Genomic DNA, 19,809 nt, shown 5'->3' with positions numbered 1-19,809 from the left:
CGCGTGGCTCTGGGCAGGTACTACGAGGGGCAGGACTGCTCCCTCGCCCGGGCGTTGGAGCTGCTGGGCGAGCGGTGGACGATGCTGCTGGTCCGGGACGCCTTCTACGGCGTACGCCGCTACGCCGACTTCCTTGCCCACCTGGACATTCCCCGGGCGGTCCTCGCCGACCGGCTGCGAACCCTGACCGAGGCCGGGGTGCTGGCCCGGCGCCGCTACTCCGACTCCCCGCCCCGGGACGAGTACGTGTTGACCGACCGGGGGCGCGAGCTGTGGGCCCCCTTCTACCTGCTCAGCCAGTGGGGCGAACGCCACCTCTCGGCCGCCGGGCCCCGGCGGCTCTTCGCCCACGCCGACTGCGGCACGCTTCTCGACCCGACCGGCGCCTGCCCCCGCTGCGGGCGGCTCGCCCCACCGGAGGAGATCGAGATGCGCCCCGGCCCCGGCCAGCAGGACGATCACCGTACCGACCCGGTCAGCCAGGCGCTGCGGCGGCCGCGCCGGCTGCTCCAGCCGCTCCTACCCCACCACGAGCCCGGGTGAAAGACCCGGAAACGTCTCGAATCCGCTGATTACGCCCGCACGCGGCGATAGGCTCGCGGCGTGCGCGCGAGCCCCCGAGAGGATCCCCGGCTGCGCCCGGTGGCCAGCGCGAACCGGGTCTGGACGGGCGTCACCACCACGGGCGACGGCCGGGTCTTCGTCAGCTTCCCCTCCGCGGACGGCCCCGGCGTCCAGGTCGGCGAAATCGTCTCCGACGGCCGGGTCGTGCCGTACCCGAGCGAGCTCTGGAACGAGGTCCGGGACCGTCCGGACCCGCAGGGCGCGTTCGTGCACGTGAACGGGCTGCGGATCGGCCCGGACGGCAACCTGTGGATCGTCGACTCCGGCACCCCCGGGTTCGGGCTGCCGGTGGTCCCCGGGGGGCCGCGGCTGATCGTCGTCGACACCCGCGCCGCGGCCGTGGTCCGGGAGTACGACCTCGGCCCGGCGCTGTACGAGCGCAGCTACGTCGACGACGTCCGGTTCAACGGTCGGATGGCGTACCTGACCGACGCCGGCGCGCCGGGCCTGATCGTGCTCGACCTGACGACCGGGGAGACCCGCCGGGTCCTCGACGGCCACCCCAGCACCGTCGCCCGCCGCCCGATGCGGGCCGACGGGGAGATCCTGCGCGACCCGGACGGCAACGAACTGCGGATCCACGCCGACCAGCTCGAGGTCTCGCCGGACGGGGAGTACCTCTACTTCCAGCCGGCCTCGGGCCCGCTGTACCGGATCGAGACGCGCTGCCTCGACGACCCGGACGTCCCGCCGGAGGTGGTGGCCGACCACGTCGAGCCCTGGGTGGACACCCCGACCACCGGCGGCACCGCGATCGACGCCGCCGGCGTGATCTACCTGAGCGACGTGGACAACCGGCGAATCCTGACCGTCGGCCTCGACCGCCGGGTCGAGACGCTGCTCAGCGACCCACGCCTGGCCTGGGCCGACGCGATGTGGCTCGACGGTACGGGTCAGCTCTGGATCCCCGCGGCCCAGCTCAACCGGACCCCGGGCCTGGCCGGCGGACGCTCCGCGGTCGACTACCCGGTCTGGATCTACCGCCTGCCGGTCAACGCCGCGCCCCCCGCCAACGATCACGCCTGACCGGTACCCCGACGTCTCCTGGACCCGACCGCCCGCCGGCCAGGGCCGTCGCCAACGGTCCCGCCACCGACCCCGGTCGCCGGTGGGTCAGGTGTCGGCGGCCCCTCCACCGGGTAACCGGGACACCCGGGTCGACAGGAGGCGGAGATGGACAGGGCGGCCGATCGGTCGGACGGGCCTCCCGCGCGTCCCGGTCAGCCGCTCGACCGCCTTCCCTGGCTGCTCCGCTGGGCCGTGGTGGCCAGCCTCTGCCTCCTCGTCCTCACCGCCGGGGCGTACGTCCTCGCGTGGATCGCCGTCAAGCTCGCCCCGCTGACCATCGCACTCGCGGCCACCCTCTTCCTCGCCGGGCTGCTGGACCCGGTGGCCAGCCGACTGCGGCGACGCCGCTTCCCGCCCGCACTCGCCGCGCTCACCACCGTCCTGCTCCTGCTCGGGGTGCTGGTCGGCGCCCTCGTACTGGTATGGCGGCTCTCCGCCACCCAGTTCTCCGACCTGGCGCGGCAACTCGACCAGGGTCTGAACCGGACCCGGGACTTCCTGGTCTCCGCCCTGCCGGTCACCCCGGATCAGTTGGACGAGTGGACCCGGCGGCTGATCGCCGGGATACGGCGTTCCGCACCGGACCCGGTTACCGGGGCCGCCACGGTCGCGGAGGCCGCCGCGGCGGTCCTCCTCGTCCTGGTGCTGCTGTTTTTCCTGCTCAAGGACGGCCGCCCGATGTGGCGGTGGATCCTGAACCGGGTCCCGGAACGGGCACGGTCGATCGCCGCCGACGCGGGGCGGGCCGGCTGGCGGACGCTGGGGGCGTACACCCGGGGCACGATGATGATCGCCGCGATCGACGCGGTCGGTATCGGACTCGCCCTGGTCCTGCTCCGGGTGCCGCTCGCGTTGCCGCTCGCTGTGATCACGTTCCTCGGCGGCTTCGTGCCGATCATCGGGGCCACCGTGGCCGGGAGTATCGCGGTCCTGGTCGCGCTGGCCGCCAAGGGTCCCGTGACGGCGCTGCTGGTGCTGGCCGCGGTGATCGCCGTGCAGCAGACGGAGGGAAACCTCCTGGAGCCGCTGATCATGCGGCGCCAGGTGTGCCTGCACCCCGTGGTGGTGCTGCTCACGGTCACCGCCGGCACCCTGCTCGGCGGCATCGTGGGCGCGTTCGTCGCGGTGCCGATCGCCTCGGTCGTCTACAACGTGGTCAACACCGTCGCCATGCATCGCCGGAGCCGCCGGTGATCCGGCAGGTCACCGGGGACCGGGCCGGCGCAGGAGCGGTGGAGGCGCCCCGGCGATCCCGACGGTCGACTGCCGGGTCGGGCTGGTGGCGTTGCGGTCGGCGTGCCGGTGGCGTTGCCCTCCTCAGCGCTTCATGGCCCCCAGCGCTTCGTGGCCTGCTCAGCGCTTCGTGGGCCGGGCCCGGACGTGCAGCCGTTCGCCCTGCGGCCCGAAGAGGATGAGGAGCTCGGCGGTGTCCGGCCCAGGATTGGCCACGCAGTGCGGGACGCGGGTGTCGAACTCGGCGGCCTCGCCCGGGGTCAGCACGAGGTCGTGCTCGCCGAGCCACAGACGCAGGCGGCCGGAGAGGACGTACAGCCACTCGTAGCCCTCGTGGGTCTTCTGCCGCAGCTCGCCGGTGGGGGTGTTCGGCGGGAGGATCTGCTTGAACGCCTGGAGACCGACGGGATGGCGGGTCAGCGGAACGAACGTGGTCCCGCGCCGGACGATCGGGCGGGCGTGCACCCGGGGATCCCCGGTGACGGGCGCGCCCACCAGCTCGTCGAGCGCCACCCGGTACGCCCGGGCCAGCGGCAGCAACAGTTCGAGGGTCGGCTTGCGCCCGCCCGACTCGAGACGGGACAGGGTACTGACCGAGATGCCGGTGACCTCGGCGAGCTGCGCCAGCGTCATACCCCGCTGTGTGCGCAGCGCCCGCAGACGCGGGCCCACCGCGGCCAACACCCCGGAGAAGTCGACGCCCGCCAGCTCGTCTTTTGCCATAACGGCAACGTTACTTGTCGGAGCGGCAGACGTCGCCGCACCTTGGGCGCAGCGTCGAGCGAGAGAGGTACGGATGAACGAGACGTACGACGCGGTCGTGGTCGGCGGCGGAGCCGCCGGACTCGCCGGAGCACTCACGCTGGCCCGGGCCCGCCGATCGGTGCTGGTGGTCGACGCCGGCGAGCCCCGCAACGCCCGCGCCGGGCACGTACACAACTTCCTGACCCGGGAATGCACGTCCCCGACCGAGCTGCTGGAGATCGGGCGTGCGGAGGTGTCCCGGTACGGCGGTGAGTTCGTCACCGCCCGGGTCGAGGGCGCGACCCGCGAGGACGACGGCTTCGTGGTCGTCCTGGATGACCGGCGGCGCGTCCGGGCCCGCCGGCTGCTGGTGGCCACCGGACTCGTCGACGAGCTGCCCGACCTGCCGGGGTTGGCCGAGTGGTGGGGGCGCGGCGTGCTGCACTGCCCGTACTGCCACGGATGGGAGGTCCGGGACCGGCGAGTCGGGGTCCTGGCCACCAGCCCGTTCGCCCTGCAACAGGCGGAACTGTGGCGGCAGTGGAGCCCCAACGTCCTGCTCCTGCTGCACGGCGTACCGCGCCCGACGGACGAGGAGGCGGAACGGCTCGCCGCCCGCGGCATCGCCGTCGTGCCCGGACCGGCCGCCGCCGTCGAGGTCGCCAACGACACCCTGACCGGGGTCCGGCTCGCCTCGGGCGAGGTCGTCCCGCTCGACGTGATCGTCGTCGTGTCGCGGCTCACCGCCCGCTCGACGCTGCTGAAGCAGCTCGGGCTGAAGCCGGTCGACGTCGAGGTCGGTGGCCACGTCATCGGCAGCCAGGTGCCCGCCGACCCGAACGGGGCGACCGCGGTACCCGGGGTCTGGGTGGCCGGCAACGTGGCGGACGTCCGCGCCCAGGTGCTCACCGCCGCGGCGTCCGGGCTGACCGCCGCCGCGGCGATCAACGCGGACCTGGTCGCCGCCGACACCCGGGACGCCGTCGTGGAGCACCGCCGCCAGATGCAGACCCTGCTCGACGAGGCCGCCTGGGAGGAACGCTACCGGTCCCAGCCCGCGGTCTGGAGCGGGAATCCGAATCCCCAACTGGTGGCCGAGGCGGCCGGGCTGACCCCCGGCCGGGCACTCGACGTCGGCAGCGGCGAGGGCGCCGACGCGATCTGGCTCGCCGAGCGGGGCTGGCGGGTGACCGCCGTCGACGTCTCCGCGACCGCGCTGGCCCGGGGCGCGGCCCACGCCGAGGAGGTCGGGGCGGAGGTCGCGAGCCGGATCGAGTGGCTCCGGGCCGACCTCCGGGAGCATCCGCTCGCCGAGGAGGCGTACGACCTGGTGTCGTCGCAGTACCTGCACCTGCCCGGGGATGCGCGGCGGGCGTTGTTCGCCCGGCTGGCCGCCGCGGTGGCGCCGGGCGGCACGCTGCTGGTCGTCGGCCACGACCCCTCCGACCTGTGGATGACGTCGCACCGGATGCACTTCCCGGAGCTGATGTTCACCGCCGAGGAGGTGGCCGCCTGCCTCGACCCGGCGCGGTGGCGGGTGCTCGTCGCCGAGACCCGGCCCCGGGCGAAGGTCGATTCGGAGGGCCGGGACAGCACCTACCGCGACGCCGTCCTGGTCGCCCGGCGCACCGGCTGAGGCCACGGTCGCCGTCCCTGACGGTGACCGTGGCGCTGGACGACCCGCTGCCGATCGTCACCCATCCGGATCCGGGGCTCCCGAGCCGCCGGTACGCCGCGATCGTCGGGGCCGGCACACCACCCCGGCGACCGGAACAGACCGACGGGCCGCCAGTCGCCGCCCGGTCCCGCTCCGGGCGGCGACTGGCTTCCGGCCGGGCTGGCAGCCGGCCCGGCCGGACGGCTACGCGGCGGCGCACGCCACCGGACGGTCGAGCCCGGCGCGGGCGTCGTCGTGGCTCCAGCACTCGACGATCCGCTCTCCGTCGATCCGGATGATGTCGACGCCGGCGACGGCGTCGACCGGACCCGGCCCGTACCCGCCGGGGCGGAGGAACCCGACGCAGGTCCAGCGGCCGGCGATCAGGTCCGGCCCGATGATCGGGCCGACCTCGACGGTGAACCGCAGACCCGGGTGGGCGGCGTGCAGCGCCGAGACCCACGAGGCGAACTCCGCCCGTCCCCGCAGCCGGACCGGATTGCCGTCGGCCAGTGGGAGGTGGACGGCCAGGTCCGGCGCGACGACCTCCTCGACGAGCGACAGGTCGCCGTTGCGCAGGGCCATCCAGTTCGCCCAGAGCCTCGGCCGGGGGTCGACGGCGACCAGGACCGGGCTGTGGTTGGTATTGATGGTCATGGCGAGACTTCCTCCCCGTGGCGAGTGGCCGGCAGGGTCACCGGGTCGTTCGCGCTGGTCGCGCCGAACGCCGTCGGGAACCATTCTCGACCGGGACCGCGGCACCGCCCTGTCCGCTTTTCCGCACGACGTTGGCTGACCAGCGCGCTACGACCCGGCCATCCCGGGCAGGCTCAGCGGCACGGTCGGCTGGTCGAACCGGCTCCGCCAGGCGGCGCCGACCGACCGGGGCGGGGCGACCTCGTCGGTCGGGGCCGCCCGCCGCATCCGGTCGAGCCGAAAGCCGCGTACCTCCTGCCGGAGCCGACACCAGCCGACGAGGTACCACTGCTGGCCGGCGCCGAGCAGTTCCACCGGCTCGATGTGCCGGCGCGACGTCCGGCCGTGGCGGTCGACGTACTCGATCGCCAGGACGGTCCGGCGCACCACCGCGTCGCCCGCGGTCCGCAGGACCTGCCGGGCCGGCAGCGACGACCGGGGCGGGGCCGCCAGGTGGATCCGGTCCGCCACCTGCCGGGCAGCCTCCACGTCGGACGGTGACATGACGGCAAGGATCTTGCAGAGCGCGGACCGGGCGTCGTCGAGGAACGGGGTGTCGGCCATCGTCTCCAGGGCGACCGCGGCGGCGATGGCCTCGCGGGGCGTGATGTTGACCGGTGGCAGGGTGTAGGCGCGGTCGAGCACGTAGCCACCGCGCCGGCCCCGCTCCGCGTAGATCGGGACACCGGACTCCTGGAGGGCGCCGATGTCCCGGCGGATGGTGCGCGCGTCGACCTCGAACCGCTCGGCGAGCCAGCGCGCGCTGCGCGGTCGCGGCGCGACCGCGCGCAACTCCTCCACCAGGGCGTAGAGCCGGTCGGTACGGTTCACCCGCCGACCCTAGCGGCCTGGTACGACGCTTCCGCCCGGCTCCGGGACGCGGTTCGGTCCGCCACGACCCGGCCTCGGAGCGCGGCTCGGTTCGTCACGCCCGGCCGCTGGGTCGCGGCTCAGTCCCGGACGGCCTGGCCCGCCGCCTCGGCCCGCCGCCGCAGCCCGTCGGCGGCGGGATGCCGCAGCTCGGCGAGGATCTCGATGGCCCGACGCCAGGCGTCGGAGGCTGGCCCCCGCTCGCCCAGCGCCTGGTGGGCCTCGCCGAGGTGGACGAGGGTGTCCGCCTCGTGGTACCGGTCACCGGTCTCCCGGTACAGCGCCACGGCCTGCCGGTACGAGGCCACGGCCTCGCGGTGCCGGCCGAGCTTGTCCTGGGCGTAGCCCAGCGTGTCCATCGTGGACGCCAGGTCGTTCCGGCTGCCGATTCGGGTCTGTAACGCGAGCGCCCGGCGACAACAGGCCAGGGCCTGCGCGTGGTCGCCCAGCAGACAGTGGTACCAGCCCACCGCGTTGAGTGACCTCGCCTGCCCGGCCAGGTGCGCCGCGGCTCGGAACAGCCCGTACGCCCGCTGCGAGTGGCGCAGCGCCTCGTCGAGCCGGCCCTGGTGCTCCAGCAACAGGGAGAGGTTGAGGTGGCTGGCCGCCTCGGTGGCGTTGTCACCGACCAGCCGGGACAGCTCGATCGCCCGGTCCAGGTGGGTGCGGGCCGGTCTCAGCCGGCCGAGCCGGATGTAGGCCCGGGCGAGCCCTCGGCGGATGTGGGCCTGCCCGGTCGGGTCGGACAGTCGGCTCGCCGCCCGGAGCGCGATCCGGTGCACCGCGAGCAGATCGTGCCACTGGCCCCGCCAGTCGAGAAAGTCACCGAGCGCCCAGGTCAGTTGCCAGCTGTGCTCGGCAAATCCGGTGTCGGCGGCCTGCCGGACCGCCGCCAGCAGAACCACCTGCTCCGCCTCGAACCAGGCGCGGGCCCGGCCGCGGTCGGCCAACCGCTCCGGGGTGACCCCGGGGCTCGCCGGGACCAGGGTGATCGGGTCCCGGTACGGATACAGCAGCATCGCCGCGGCGTACGCGGTGTGCAGGTAGTGGTCCAGGCACCGGCGGGCCGCGGCTCGCCGGTCGTCCGCCGGGTCCATGCGGTACGCCTGCTCGGCGGCGAAGGCCCGGAGCAGGTCGTGGCTGGCGAAGCGGCCCGGGGCGGGTTCATCGAGCAGGTGTGCCCGGGTCAGTTCGGCCAGCGCCGGACGGACCTCGGCGGGGGCCACCCCGACCAGGCTGGCCGCCGCCGGGGCCGTCAGCTCCGGCCCGGGGTGGGCGCCGAGGCGCCGGAACAGGGTGGCGGCGGCCGGGCTGAGCCAGCGGTACGAGCAGGAGAAGGCGACCCGGGCGTCGGCCGTGCCGTCCCCGGCGGCGAACGGATCGAGGCTGTCCCGGGCCTGCCGCAGCTCGCCGGCGAGGGTGGCGAGCGGAAACCTGGGACGGGCGCTCGCGCGCGCGGCCACGATGGCCAGCGCCAGGGGCAGCCCGGCACAGCGACGGACGACCTCGGCCACGGTCTCCGGTTCGGCCGCGACCCGGCCCGCCCCGAGCCGCCGGACCAACAAATGGCGGGCCTCCTCGGCCGGTAGGAGGTCGAGGGCCAGCCGGTGTGCCCCCTCGACGACCAGACTGGACAGTTCGTCACGGCTGGTGACCACGGTCAGGCAGGTCGGCGATCCGGGTAGCAGCGGACGGACCTGCTCCGCGTCGCGGGCGTTGTCGAGCACGACCAGAACCCGCCGCCCGGCCAGCAGGCTGCGGTAGAGACCGACCTGTGCCGGTACGCCGACCGGAACCCGCTCGGCCGCCACGCCGAACGCGTCGAGGAACCCGCGGACCACCCGGGCCGGATCCAGCGGCGCACCGTCCGGGGCGTACCCCTGGAGGTTGACGTGCAACTGGCCGTCCGGAAAGTGCGCGGCGACCCGGTGCGCCCAGTGCACCGCCAGCGCCGTCTTGCCGATCCCGGCGGTGCCGGAGAGGACGACCACCACGCCGCCCGGGGCGGCTCCGTCGGATCGCAGCAGCGCGTCCAGCTCGGCGACCTGGGCGCTTCGCCCGACGAAGCGGACGCTGTCGGCCGGGAGCTGCCGGGGCACCGGCCAGTCGGGGACGCCGGAGGGCGGTGCGACCTCCAGCCGGCGCCGGTTCTCCTGCACCCGGTCGCGGGCGGTGGCCAGGGCCCCGCGCTCGGCGGGGGTCGCGTCGAGGAGCGCGACCAGCACGTCGAACCGGTCGGTCGGCGGCAGCGTCCGGCCCCCGAAGTAGCCGGCGATGATGCCGATCGACCAGCCGGTCCGGGCGGCGATCTCCCGGTAGGTGAGTTCGGCCCGGCCCCGCTGCCGCGCCTGGCGGCGCCGCAGGTGGCGCAGCAACTGGGCCAGCTCGTCGAGCTCGGTGACGTCGGACGCGCGGTCCACGACGGAAACCGACATCGACGGACTTGTCATACCGGCTCCCGCGGCATTTCAGGAACGAACCGTCGGCGACAGTTCGGCGATCCATTACCGAGCATCGTGGCGGATCGAGGTTACATTGCCGTTCATCGCTGTTCAACCATGTTCAGGATATGCCGCAACGAAGCACGGTCCGGGCAATCATGACAAACGCGAGGACCGGCGCCGGGTCGGCAACAATTTTTGACCAATATTTGTCACCCGTCGTTGATCCGGGTCAGCCGGGCTCGCCCGATTCCCAGCAGACGCGTCGTCCCCGTCCCAGAGGAGGAACCCGTGTCCATGCCATCCCGGCGGAACCCCGTACGGCGGGCCAGCCGGCTCCGACTCCCGATCGCAGCGCTGGTCAGCGCCGCTCTCCTGGTCACCGGCACGGCGCAGCCGGCGTACGCCGAGCCGGCCGACGCCGCGCCGGCGGCGGCGATCCCCAACGACGACGTCGTGATCGAGAGCCGGCTGCGGAACCTGCTGCACCCCATGCTGACCGTCGCCCAGGACACCCAGGTCCGGGCACTGGTCCGCAACGCGGTCAGCCGACAGTTCGACGGCGACACCAACGCCCTGCTCTCCACTGTGGTCAGCGAGGCGGAGGAATCGTTCATCGTCGACCCGAACGCCCCGGAATGGGTCGCCCTGAAGAACGGCATAGCGCAATTCCAAAACATCAACGGATATGCTTACGAGCCACAGATTTACATCCCAAACCAGGACGAGGGTGTCATCCCCCAGGACAACGTGGTGATGGCGGTCGCCCCGGCGGATGAGCAGGCGATCTCGACCACCGGATACACCCTGGACCCCAACGGGCAGATACGGGAGCTCGACACCCCGGTCACGGAGGCGTACGCCGAGACGTACGAACTGTGGGTGCTCTCGGTCAACGAGCAGATCGACACCGGCGGCGACACGGTGGTCACCACCACCCAGGTCGCCGACGCGGAGCAGGCCGCGGGGTCGGACGACGCCCGGAAGGAGGGCGGCGACGCCGGGGTGATGGCGGTGTGCAACCCGACCGGGCTGCGCAACAACCGGGGGCACGAGTACCTCCGGCAGTTCCGGGTCCCCGACCCCGGATCGTTCGGCGGGCTCTTCGAGGGCAAGCTGGAGATGAAGGTGATCGTCATCGGCAGCGGCGGCGCCATCATCCGGAGCGCGTACTTCGGCAAGATCAAGAAGAAGCACCTCCGCAACTGGCAGTACCCCGACCTGTTCCTGACCAGCTGGGACCGGGCGCAGCTCGGTGACGTCTGGGGCTACCTGTGGTACGAGGCCGACGGCGGCTCGACCATCAGCGTCACGCTGAACATCAAGGTCATCGGTTCGGTGACGGTGAGCTGGCAGAAGCGGGACGACTCGGCGGGCGACGCGCCGGTCTGGTTCACCGAGTCGACCTACCAGCAGTACGACACCGGCTCCGTCGAGTTCACCGTCTGCAGCACCGGCGGCGACGGCGGCACCGGCTACGACAACTTCGCCCGGACGGGCATCGCGTCCGCGTCGAGCACCTACCCGGGCTACTCCCCGGCCCGGGTCAACGACGGCTCGACCAACACCGGCCTGGGCGGCGAGCACAGTTGGGCGAACGACTGGGGCACCTACCCGCCGAACAACCCGGAGTGGGTCCAGGTGGACTTCGGCGTGGACAAGACGTTCCGCCGGGTCGTGGTCTACACCAGCCAGGGCTACCCGATCCGGGACTTCGACGTCCAGGTGTGGAACGGCGTCACCTTCGTGACCGTCGCCTCGGTCACGAACAACACGTCGCTCAGCGTGACCCTGACGTTCAGCGCCCGAACCGCCCGGCTGGTCCGGATCCTCGGCCGGAGCGGCCCGACGCACCAACCCGGGTACGTCCGGGTGAACGAGCTGGAGGTGTACGCGGTCTAGCCGCGACCCGGCCGGAGTGTGGCGTGCCGTCCGGCGACGGCACGCCACCACCGGGCCGGGACCGACGGGCTATCCGGCGCCGGTCAGCAGGCCGGGCGCGTCGGCGAGCCGCAGCACGATGGTGGCCAGCGCCGGGGTCCGGGTGTCCCGCGGATCGGCCAGCATCTCCGCCCAGAACCGGGCGTCGCGGGCGGCGTCGGGCCTTCCGAGCGCGTCGTACGCCCGGGCGAGCATGCTGAGCGTCGCCGCCTGCGCGGACGGCATCGCCATCTCCTCGAAGGTACGGGCGCACTCCCGCAGCACCTCGACCGCCGCCGCGGGCCGCCCGTCGCCGATCCAGCTCACCGCCAGGTCGCGGGCCAGTCCGGTCGCCCACGGCCGGTCCCCGAGCCGTACCGCCAGGTCGTGGCTCTGCTGGAGCCGGTGTACCGCCTCGGCCCGCCGGCCGAGGCAGAGCGCGGCCGAGGCGAGGTGCCGCAGCGAGGCCAGCAGGACGTACCGGTCACCGACGGCCCGCAGCAGTTCCACCGCCCGCTCCGCCGCCTCGTACGCCAGCGACGGCTCGTCGCGCAGCAGCTGGGTCACCGCCAGCGCGTTGAGGCAGCGCGCCATCACGATCTCCGGTGCTCCCAGCTCGCTGGCCTCGGCCACCGCCGCCTGGTCCACCGCCAACGCCGCGTCGAGCTGGCCCAGGCCCCGGTACGCCGCGGAGAGGACCGGGGCGGCCAGCACCGCACCGAGCGCGCGTCCCCCTCTTCCCGGAACAGTGTGATGGCCCGGGCCGCCGTACGGGCGGCGTCCTCGGCGCGGTTCTGGTAGTCGTACAGCACCGCGAGGTCGCTGAGCAGGCAGGCGAGGCCGTGCCGGTCGCCGAGCCGCGTGAACCGGGCCCTCCCCCGGCCGAGCCGTTCCGCGGCTCCGGCCAGGTCGCCCCGGGCCAGCCGCAGCACGCCACCGAGGAACTCGGTCCGCGCCAGCGCCCGCTCGTCGCCGATCCGCTCGGCCGCCCGACCGGCCAGCCGCTGCCCCCGCTCCAGTTCGGTCCAGTGGCCCTGCACCCACGAGAACGGCGCCAGCCGTTCGGCGAGCGCGATCGCCGCCCGCTCGGCACCGCAGCCCTCGGCCCGGCCGATCAGGCTCACCAGGAAGTCGAGTTCCGTACCGAGCCAGCCGAGCGGGTCGGCGTCGAGGGAGGCCGTCCCGGTCCGGGACCGCCAGGGCCCGACCGGCTCGTCCGGGCGGGCCCAGGTCAGGGTGCGCGGCAGTCGCCGGGCGGCGGTCCCGACCAGCGCCGCCGCGGCGGTGACCAGCCGGCGCAGCGCCGCCCGACGGTCCACCGTGGTCGGCCCCGGCGACCGTTCCGCGCGTCCCGGCGTCCGATCCGTCTCCTCCGGTCCGGCGCCGTCCCCGGCGACCGCGAGTTCCTCGGCGTAGACCCGGAGCAGGTCGTGCAGCCGGTACCGCGGCTCGGCGCCGCCGGCCGGGCAGGCCACCTCCAGCAGATTCGCCTCGACCAGCTCGTCCAGTACCCGCTCCGGGTCCGGCCGGTCCAGCAGCTCGGCGACCGCCCAACCGGCGAAGCTGACCGGCCCGAGCGAGCCGAGCAACGCGAACGCCTCCCGGGCCGCCGGGGAGAGCGCCCGGACGCTGAGGGCGAGGCTCGCCCGCACCTGCTGGTCACCGGCGGCCAGCTCGTCGAGGCGGCGGCGCTCGTCGTCGAGCCGGTCGGCGAGGACGGCCAGCGGCAGCGCCCGGGTCGCCAGCCGCGTCCCGGCGATCCGGACCGCGAGCGGCAGGTTGCCGCAGGCGACGCCGATCCGGGCGGCCGGCCCGGGCTCGCCGGCGACCCGCTCGGCGCCGACGACGTGGGCCAGCAGCTCCCGGGTCTCGTCGTCGGCCAGCGGCTCGACCGGGACGTGCCGGGCATCGATCAGGTCACTGAGCCGGCGCCGGCTGGTGGCCAGCACGGCGCTGCCGGGGGTTCCCGGCAACAGCGGCCGGACCTGGGCAGCGGTCGCCGCGTCGTCGAGAACGACCAGAACCCGGCGGTCCGCGAGCCGGGCCCGGTACGCGGCGGCCAGCGCGGTGAGGTTCCGCGGCACCGCGCCACCGGGCACGCCGAGGCCCCGGAGCAGGTCGGCCAGGACGGCGCCCGGGTCGCGGGGCGCGGCCGAGGCGCCGGCGAGGTGGACGAAGAGCTGCCCGTCCGGAAACCGGTCACGGAGCCGGTGCGCCACCGTCACCACCAGGGCGGTCTTCCCGACCCCGGGCTGCCCGGAGACCGCGACCACGGGCACCGTCCCGTCGCCGGCCTCCACCAGCCTCTCGATCTGGGCGATGCTGTCGGCCCGGCCGACGAATCCGGGCACCGCCGGCGGAAGCTGACACACCGGGAACGGCGCCCCGGCCGGGACCGGCCCCGGCCGCGGCAGCTCCTCCCCACGCAGGATCGCCTCGTGCAGCCGACGCAGCTCCGGGCCCGGCTCGATGCCGAGCTCGGTGACCAGAAGGTTGCGGGCCTGCCGGTAGACGGCGAGGGCGTCGGCCCGCCGGCCGGCCCGGCACAGCGCCACCATCATCTGGGCGTACGGCCGTTCCCGCAGCGGATGCTCGGCCACCACCCGGTGCAGGTCGGCGAGAACGGTGGTGAGGTCGGTACCGGCGGCCAGGTCGGCGTCGGCGCACTCCTCCTGCACGCCGACCCGTTCCAGTTCCCAGCGGGCGAGTTCCGGTTCCAGGATCGGCACCGACAGGTCGGCGAGCGGCCGGCCCCGCCACTGCTGCAACCCGCGGCGGAACCGACCCGCCGCGGTGGCCGGGTCGCCGGCCGCCATCGCGGCCCGGGCCAGCGCGACCTCGCGGCGGAACACCAGCACGTCCACGTCGGCCGGGTCGACCCGGAGCAGGTAGCCGTCACCGCTGTGCTCGATCGTCGCTCCGGGCAGCCGCTCGCGCAGCCGGGAGACGTACGTCTGGAGGTTGGAGGCGTACGACGCGGGTGGACGCTCGCCCCAGAGCGCCTCGACCAGCCGGTCGACCGTCACCACCTGGCCGGCCCCGACCAGCAGCGCGGCGAGCACCGTCCGCTGGTGCCGGCTGCGCAGCACCACCTCGGCGCCGCTCTCCCGGCAGACCCGCAGCGGCCCGAGGACCCCGAACTTCATTGGTCGTCTCCCAGAACCCGCCATCGGCCAGACCCGCCGACGACCGTACTACGGGCTGATCCGGGCCCCGGCCAGCGTCCGGCCGCCGGGTGGACACCCTGCTCGGTGCCCCCGGACGGGTCCGGCGGTGACCAGGCCCGGGGCGCGGATGTGTGGCGACTGTGTGGCCGGGCCGGCCAGGCTACTGGAGGCCCGTCGGGGGCGGGCCGGCCAACGGGGGCGGGCGGCCCGTTGGGGGGGCGGGCCGCCGGCGGCGGCCGGGCACGGAACGGGCCGCCCGGCCGCCTGTCCGGGTGCTTCCTTAGCCATCCACGAAGCGATTCTTAAGACTGGACTAAGCGGACCGTCCCGGCCGGCGCGAGCCGGTACATCTAGGTCGTGACACGTCGTCGGAACGTCGATACGGCCGAGCCGTTGACCGAGTGGGTGACCGGTTTGATGCCCCGGGTGTCGGACGACGACCTGTTCGATCCGCCGCCCCGCGCGTGGGACCGCAGAGACCCCGACCCGTACCCCGGCTACGAGCCGTATCCGACCCGGAGCGTCGGACCCCGACCGCGACGGGGGCGGCGCGGCGGCGCGGAGTGGCCGGACCCGGTCCGCGACCGCGAACCGAGGTCGTACGCCGAGACCGCGCCGGCCTGGCGCCCGGGGCCGACCGGCGGTCCGGAGGCCGCCCGGCACCGGGAGACCGCCGAGGTCGAGCCGTACGACCGCGGGGGCCGGCTCTTCTTCCACATCGTCTTCTGGGCGGCGCTGGCCACCACCGTCGAGCTGTGGTGGCTGAACACCCCGAAGGGGTCGATCACCACCACCGCCGACATCCTGATCGCCGCGGGCCGGCTCACCGGTCTGGTCGGCGGTTACCTGCTCCTCGCCCAGGTGCTGCTGATGAGCCGGGTCCGCTGGCTGGAGCGGTGGATCGGGGCGCACTCGCTGCTGATCTGGCACCGGGAGCTCGGCGCCTTCCTGCTGCTGGCGATCCTGGCCCACGCCGCGCTGATCGCGGTCGGGTACGCCGAACTGACCAATGCTCCCCTGGTCGACGGCACCTGGACCCTGGTGCGCACGTACGAGGACATGCTCAGCGCGGTCGGGGCGACCGCCATCCTCGTCGGGATCGCCCTGCTGGCGATCCGGGGTATCCGGCGGCGGATGAACTACGAACTCTGGTACTACCTGCACCTGAGCACGTACCTGGTGCTGCTGTTCAGCTACGGCCACCAGTTCGCCACCGGGCAGGAGTTCGTCAGGCCGGGCTTCGGCCGGTACTTCTGGGCCGGCCTCTACGTCTTCGTCATCTGGTCCGTCCTGTGGGGACGGATCATCACTCCGCTCCGGTTCAACCTCCGGCACCGGCTCCGGGTCGAGGACGTGGTCCCGGAGGGCGCCGACATGGTCTCGATCTACATCTCGGGCGAGCGGCTCGACGAACTGGACGCCCGGGCCGGGCAGTACTTCCGGTGGCGCTTCCTGACCCGGGGCTGCTGGTGGCAGGCGCACCCGTTCTCGCTCTCCGCCGCGCCGAACTCCCAGTGGCTGCGGCTCACCATCAAGATCGTCGGCGACCACACCGAGTCGCTCCAGTACCTCGAACCGGGGACCCGGATCTTCGCGGAGGGGCCCTCGGGGGTCTTCACCGCCGACCGGGCGATCCGGCCCCGGGCGCTGCTCATCGCGGGCGGGAGCGGCATCGCGCCGATCCGGGCGCTGCTGGAGGACCTGCCCGAGCACACCGTGGTGATCTACCGCTCCCGGACCGAGGAGGAGCTGCTCTTCCGCGACGAGCTGGACTGGCTCGCCCGCGCCCGCGAGGCGCAGGTCTGGTACGTCATCGGCTCCCGCGACGACCCAGCGCCCCGGCACCTCTTCACCGCCAAGGGGATGCGGGAACTCGTCCCGGACATCCGCCGGCGGGACATCTACCTCTGTGGGCCGCCCGGCCTGGTCGAGGTCTCGCTGCGTACCCTGCGCAAGCTCCGGGTTCCCCGGCGCCAGATCCACCTCGACCCGTTCGAGTTCTGACCCGTCCCGTACCGCTGTGGAGGAGAAAGACCCGTGCGTCGCGCCGCCTTCGCCGTCCTCGGCACCGCCATCGGCACCGCCCTGCTGATCGGCGCCAAACTCGGTACCCCGACTTCGGGCCCCGGCACCCAGGTAGCGCTCGACACCAGCGACGACGGCGCCGCGGCCGGTGAGGCTGGCGGCGCGGCCAGGGGCGAGCCGGGCCGGGAGGGCGCCACGGCAAGCCCGAAGCCCGCGCCGAGCAGCGCGCCCGCGACGAAGGCGTCGGCGAAGCCGCCGGCGTCGGGTGGACTCCGGGACGGTACCTTCGCCGGGGCGACCGCGAACTACGCGTACGGCGGGATCAAGGTCACCATCACCGTCTCCGGCGGCAAGATTTCCGACGTCTCCGCGACCTACCCGACGGACAACCCGACCAGCGCGAGCGTGAACGAGCGGGCGATCCCCAAGCTGCGGCAGGAGACCCTCACCGCGCAGAGCGCGAAGATCTCCACGGTCTCCGGAGCGAGCCTGACCAGCGAGGCGTACCAGACGTCGTTGCAGTCCGCGCTCGACAAGGCGAAGGCCTGAGCCGATGGGCACCACCGGGCTGCGCCGGGTCGAGCAGATCATGGGTACGCCGGTCAGCGTCCAGCTCGCCGACCCGCTGCCGCCCCGCCGGTTGGCGGCGCTGGCCGAGGAGGTCTTCAGCTGGCTGCGCGACGTCGACCGGCGGTTCAGCACGTACCGGCCCGACAGCGAGGTCAACCGCTTCGACCGGGGCGAACTGTCCATCGAGGACTGTTCGGCCGACCTCCGGTACGTGATCGAGGCCTGCGCCGACCTGTGGCGGGAGACCAACGGCTACTTCGACGCGTACGCGACCGGCCGGTTCGACCCGTCCGGATTCGTGAAGGGCTGGTCGGTGCAGGTCGCCTCGGACCGGCTGCTCGCCGCCGGCTGCGGCGCACACTGGATCAACGCCGGCGGCGACATCCGGGCCCGGGGCGGCCCCCGGCCCGGCGAGCCGTGGCGGATCGGGGTACGCCACCCGTGGCAGCCGGACAAGGTCTGCTGGGTCGTGGGCGGGACGGACCTTGCGATCGCCACCTCGGGGACGTACGAGCGGGGGTTCCACGTGATCGACCCTTACCGGGGCGAACCCGCCACCGCGCTCGCCTCGGTCACCGTGATCGGCCGGGACCTGGGCCGGGCCGACGCGTACGCCACCGCGGGGGTGGCGATGGGCACGGCCGGACTGCGCTGGCTCGCCGACCTCGACGACCACGAGGTCGGGATCATCACCGAGGACGAGCTCTGCTACCGATCGGAGGGCTTCCCCGTGCTGCCGGCCGAACCGGCGGCACCGGCGCCCCGGTCGGTACGCGCCGAACTCGCCGGCTGGCCGGCCTGGGCCGACCGGCCGGGGCCGGGCTGACCTCCGGCGGGTCGACGGTCAGACGGCACCCGCGGGCAACGAGGGCGCACCCGGCCGGAAGGCGGCGAGCAACCGCGCCCAGCGGCCGGGGCCGAGCAGTCCGCTGTCCTGGGCGAACCGGGGCATCAGGATCCGCAACGCGGGCGCGCCGTAGAGCGCGACCGCCATCCCGGGCTCGGCCTCCGGTCCGGTCGGGAACGGATACCGGCGTCGGGCGTCGCGGAGCAGGCGGGCACCGGCCGCGGTCTGCCGGGGCAGGAACAGGTTGGCGACGGCGGCGAAGGCGAGGACGACCAGGACGGCCGTGCCCCGGCTGAGCTGGTCGTCCGTGACGAGGCGGGCGACCAGCAACGGCGGCGCGACCACCAGCGTGGCCGGGAGCGCGAGCCGACGCCAGGCGGGTCGGAGCAGCCCCAGCCCGATCAGCTCCTCCCGTTGCCCGGCCAGGGCGCGCCGCACCTGGCGCTGGTTGGCCACCTCCCGGGGCGCCATCGTGCGGTCGAGCGCCCCGAATATCGCGCGCTCCAGTGGCTCCACACCGGCCGGCAACGCCCCGATCCGACGGAGGCCGCCGGGTCGCTCGGCCACCACCAGGCCCCGGGCGTGCAGCATCGCGAGACCGGTCCGCACCGCGGCGCGGGCGCCACCGATCAGGTAACCGAGGTCGGTGGCGGTGGCGGGCGGCGCGTACGTCATGTGCCCAGTATGAGCCGTCGACACACATCGGCGCTCGTCATGACGTACGGAGAGTGGTGGCGGTTACCGGCCACGCGGTCTCACCGCCGCCGCCCTGCCCGGCGGGCGGCGGCTACCGTCCGGCCGGCAGTCTGCCGCCGAACCACTCGGCCGCCTCCCGGGCCACCTGCTCCAGGGCTCCCGGCTCCTCGAACAGGTGGGTGGCGCCCGGGACGACCCGCAGGTCGGTCTCGGCCGCCAGTTCGGCCCGGGCCTGCTCGTTGAGCCGGAGCACCTCGGTGTCGAGCCCGCCGACCAGCAGCAGCGTGCTGGCCCGTACCCGGCGCAGGTCGGCACCGGCCAGGTCGGGACGGCCACCTCGAGAGACCACCGCGTACACCTGGTCGGGCCGGGCCGCGGCGGCGGCCAGCGCGGCGGCGGCACCGGTGCTGGCGCCGAAGAGCCCGATCGGCAGCGAACCCGCCGGCTCGCCGGTGTCCAGCCAGTCGACGATGCCGACCAGGCGTTCGGTGAGGAGCCCGATGTCGAACCGGAGCGCGCCGGTCCGGTCGTCGACCGGCTCCTCCTCGGGGGTCAGCAGGTCGACCAGGAGGGTGGCCAGGGCGTGCCGGTTGAGCACGTCGGCGACCAGCCGGTTGCGCGGGCTGTGCCGGGAACTGCCGCTGCCGTGGGCGAACAGGACGATCCCGCGCGCTCCGGCGGGAACGACCAGGTCGCCGGTCAGCTCGACCCCGGCGGTGGGAACCCTGGTCTCGGTCGTCCGGGCGTCCATCCGCTGCCTCCATGATCGCCGTCAGTCCTGCCCCAACCCGCCGGCTTTACCCGGCCGGACCGCCACCCAACCGCCCGCCCCCGGCCCCGCCGACCGGCCGGCGGGCGGAGGCTGGGCTGGGTCGCGCCGCCGCTCGGGACCGGCCGGGCCGAGCCGCAACCGAGGCCGCCCGGGTCGCGTCGCCGACCGAGGCCGGCCGGGTCACACCGCCACCGGGGCTGGCCGTTTGGGTGGCACGCAGTCGGGGAAGGCCGAGGCTGGCGCCGGTAGGCGCTGACGCGTACCCGACGATCGTGAGGAACGTCATGGCCCGCCAGAAGTCCGGCAAGTCCAAGTCCACCGCTCCGACCGGTGAGAAGGCCACCGAGGAGCGCCGCCCGGACCCGCGTACCTGGGCCGACGAGGCGGCGAAGGCGCGCAGTCTGGACGACCCGCGCCGGATGCCGCCCCGCGACGCGGCCGGGCTCCCCTCCAGCGGCGAGCGGTAGCGCACCGAGCCA

Annotated in this window: 16 protein-coding genes; 9 read left to right on the top strand and 7 right to left on the bottom strand. The window is 74.2% G+C overall.

Features of this window, described 5'->3' with window-relative positions:
* Window positions 1–3: 3 nt before the first annotated feature.
* The 3 genes from EF879_RS04205 to EF879_RS04195 all read left to right on the top strand — a co-directional run bounded on the left by EF879_RS04205 (window position 4) and on the right by EF879_RS04195 (window position 2,886).
* Window positions 4–543, top strand: coding sequence for a helix-turn-helix domain-containing protein (locus EF879_RS04205; RefSeq protein ID WP_123554760.1), 540 nt, complete (start codon window positions 4–6; stop codon window positions 541–543).
* Window positions 544–603: 60 nt separating this feature from the next.
* Window positions 604–1,650: an L-dopachrome tautomerase-related protein gene (locus EF879_RS04200; RefSeq protein WP_123554758.1), complete on the top strand. Its 1,047-nt coding sequence runs from the start codon at window positions 604–606 to the stop codon at window positions 1,648–1,650.
* Between the two features lie 147 nt (window positions 1,651–1,797).
* Window positions 1,798–2,886: an AI-2E family transporter gene (locus EF879_RS04195; RefSeq protein ID WP_123554756.1), complete on the top strand. Its 1,089-nt coding sequence runs from the start codon at window positions 1,798–1,800 to the stop codon at window positions 2,884–2,886.
* Window positions 2,887–3,045: 159 nt separating this feature from the next.
* Here EF879_RS04195 and EF879_RS04190 read toward each other — a convergent pair whose 3' ends face one another.
* Entirely contained in the window at window positions 3,046–3,648 is a 603-nt protein-coding gene (locus EF879_RS04190) for a helix-turn-helix domain-containing protein (RefSeq protein WP_123554754.1), read from the bottom strand.
* A 73-nt stretch (window positions 3,649–3,721) separates the two neighbouring features.
* Between EF879_RS04190 and EF879_RS04185 the strand changes: the two genes are divergently transcribed.
* Complete coding sequence (locus EF879_RS04185; RefSeq protein ID WP_123554752.1) at window positions 3,722–5,305, top strand: FAD-dependent oxidoreductase; 1,584 nt, start codon at window positions 3,722–3,724, stop codon at window positions 5,303–5,305.
* 225 nt (window positions 5,306–5,530) lie between these two features.
* Here the strand turns inward: EF879_RS04185 and EF879_RS04180 are convergent, their stop codons facing one another.
* The 3 genes from EF879_RS04180 to EF879_RS04170 all read right to left on the bottom strand — a co-directional run bounded on the left by EF879_RS04180 (window position 5,531) and on the right by EF879_RS04170 (window position 9,312).
* Window positions 5,531–5,983: an ester cyclase gene (locus tag EF879_RS04180; protein ID WP_158624108.1), complete on the bottom strand. Its 453-nt coding sequence runs from the start codon at window positions 5,981–5,983 to the stop codon at window positions 5,531–5,533.
* A gap of 147 nt (window positions 5,984–6,130) precedes the next feature.
* Complete coding sequence (locus tag EF879_RS04175; RefSeq protein ID WP_123554748.1) at window positions 6,131–6,853, bottom strand: YafY family protein; 723 nt, start codon at window positions 6,851–6,853, stop codon at window positions 6,131–6,133.
* Window positions 6,854–6,972: 119 nt separating this feature from the next.
* Window positions 6,973–9,312, bottom strand: a complete 2,340-nt coding sequence (locus tag EF879_RS04170; protein ID WP_233604205.1) for a tetratricopeptide repeat protein — start codon at window positions 9,310–9,312, stop codon at window positions 6,973–6,975.
* Between the two features lie 318 nt (window positions 9,313–9,630).
* Here EF879_RS04170 and EF879_RS04165 point away from each other — a divergent pair, with 318 nt between their 5' ends.
* A complete protein-coding gene (locus EF879_RS04165; RefSeq protein ID WP_123554744.1) occupies window positions 9,631–11,235 on the top strand; it encodes a discoidin domain-containing protein in 1,605 nt (534 codons plus the stop codon).
* Window positions 11,236–11,846: 611 nt separating this feature from the next.
* Here the strand turns inward: EF879_RS04165 and EF879_RS04160 are convergent.
* The gene (locus tag EF879_RS04160; protein WP_158624106.1) at window positions 11,847–14,399 is read right to left on the bottom strand and encodes a BTAD domain-containing putative transcriptional regulator; all 2,553 of its coding nucleotides are present in this window, start codon (window positions 14,397–14,399) and stop codon (window positions 11,847–11,849) included.
* 378 nt (window positions 14,400–14,777) lie between these two features.
* Between EF879_RS04160 and EF879_RS04155 the strand changes: the two genes are divergently transcribed.
* From EF879_RS04155 to EF879_RS04145, 3 genes are read left to right on the top strand one after another with little or no spacing between them, the layout of a single operon-like run.
* On the top strand, window positions 14,778–16,424 hold the full coding sequence (locus EF879_RS04155; RefSeq protein ID WP_233604204.1) for a ferric reductase-like transmembrane domain-containing protein: 1,647 nt from the start codon (window positions 14,778–14,780) through the stop codon (window positions 16,422–16,424).
* A gap of 33 nt (window positions 16,425–16,457) precedes the next feature.
* Window positions 16,458–16,994: an FMN-binding protein gene (locus EF879_RS04150; protein ID WP_123554741.1), complete on the top strand. Its 537-nt coding sequence runs from the start codon at window positions 16,458–16,460 to the stop codon at window positions 16,992–16,994.
* 40 nt (window positions 16,995–17,034) lie between these two features.
* Window positions 17,035–17,841 (top strand): FAD:protein FMN transferase, encoded by an 807-nt coding sequence (locus EF879_RS04145; protein WP_123555387.1) that lies wholly within the window; start codon window positions 17,035–17,037, stop codon window positions 17,839–17,841.
* A gap of 18 nt (window positions 17,842–17,859) precedes the next feature.
* Here EF879_RS04145 and EF879_RS04140 read toward each other — a convergent pair whose 3' ends face one another.
* Window positions 17,860–18,537, bottom strand: coding sequence for a TIGR04222 domain-containing membrane protein (locus tag EF879_RS04140; RefSeq protein ID WP_123554739.1), 678 nt, complete (start codon window positions 18,535–18,537; stop codon window positions 17,860–17,862).
* Between the two features lie 112 nt (window positions 18,538–18,649).
* The gene (locus tag EF879_RS04135; RefSeq protein WP_123554737.1) at window positions 18,650–19,309 is read right to left on the bottom strand and encodes a dienelactone hydrolase family protein; all 660 of its coding nucleotides are present in this window, start codon (window positions 19,307–19,309) and stop codon (window positions 18,650–18,652) included.
* 293 nt (window positions 19,310–19,602) lie between these two features.
* On the opposite strand from EF879_RS04135, the gene EF879_RS04130 reads away from it, so the two are divergent.
* Entirely contained in the window at window positions 19,603–19,797 is a 195-nt protein-coding gene (locus EF879_RS04130) for a hypothetical protein (protein WP_148086348.1), read from the top strand.
* The last annotated feature ends 12 nt before the right edge of the window (window positions 19,798–19,809 follow it).

The organism is Micromonospora sp. HM5-17 (assembly GCF_003762835.1).
Taxonomy (GTDB): Bacteria; Actinomycetota; Actinomycetes; order Mycobacteriales; family Micromonosporaceae; genus Plantactinospora.
Note: the sequence above shows the minus strand (reverse complement) of the source record. Positions and strands in the feature narration are given on the sequence as shown.

Bases quoted from the DNA above. Each gene is read 5' to 3' on its own strand.
- EF879_RS04135 (WP_123554737.1), bottom strand. From the start codon at position 19,309: ATGGACGCCCGGACGACCGAGACCAGGGTTCCCACCGCCGGGGTCGAG.
- EF879_RS04180 (WP_158624108.1), bottom strand. From the start codon at position 5,983: ATGACCATCAATACCAACCACAGCCCGGTCCTGGTCGCCGTCGACCCC.
- EF879_RS04195 (WP_123554756.1), top strand. From the start codon at position 1,798: ATGGACAGGGCGGCCGATCGGTCGGACGGGCCTCCCGCGCGTCCCGGT.
- EF879_RS04160 (WP_158624106.1), bottom strand. From the start codon at position 14,399: ATGAAGTTCGGGGTCCTCGGGCCGCTGCGGGTCTGCCGGGAGAGCGGC.
- EF879_RS04140 (WP_123554739.1), bottom strand. From the start codon at position 18,537: ATGACGTACGCGCCGCCCGCCACCGCCACCGACCTCGGTTACCTGATC.
- EF879_RS04145 (WP_123555387.1), top strand. From the start codon at position 17,035: ATGGGTACGCCGGTCAGCGTCCAGCTCGCCGACCCGCTGCCGCCCCGC.
- EF879_RS04190 (WP_123554754.1), bottom strand. From the start codon at position 3,648: ATGGCAAAAGACGAGCTGGCGGGCGTCGACTTCTCCGGGGTGTTGGCC.
- EF879_RS04185 (WP_123554752.1), top strand. From the start codon at position 3,722: ATGAACGAGACGTACGACGCGGTCGTGGTCGGCGGCGGAGCCGCCGGA.
- EF879_RS04165 (WP_123554744.1), top strand. From the start codon at position 9,631: ATGCCATCCCGGCGGAACCCCGTACGGCGGGCCAGCCGGCTCCGACTC.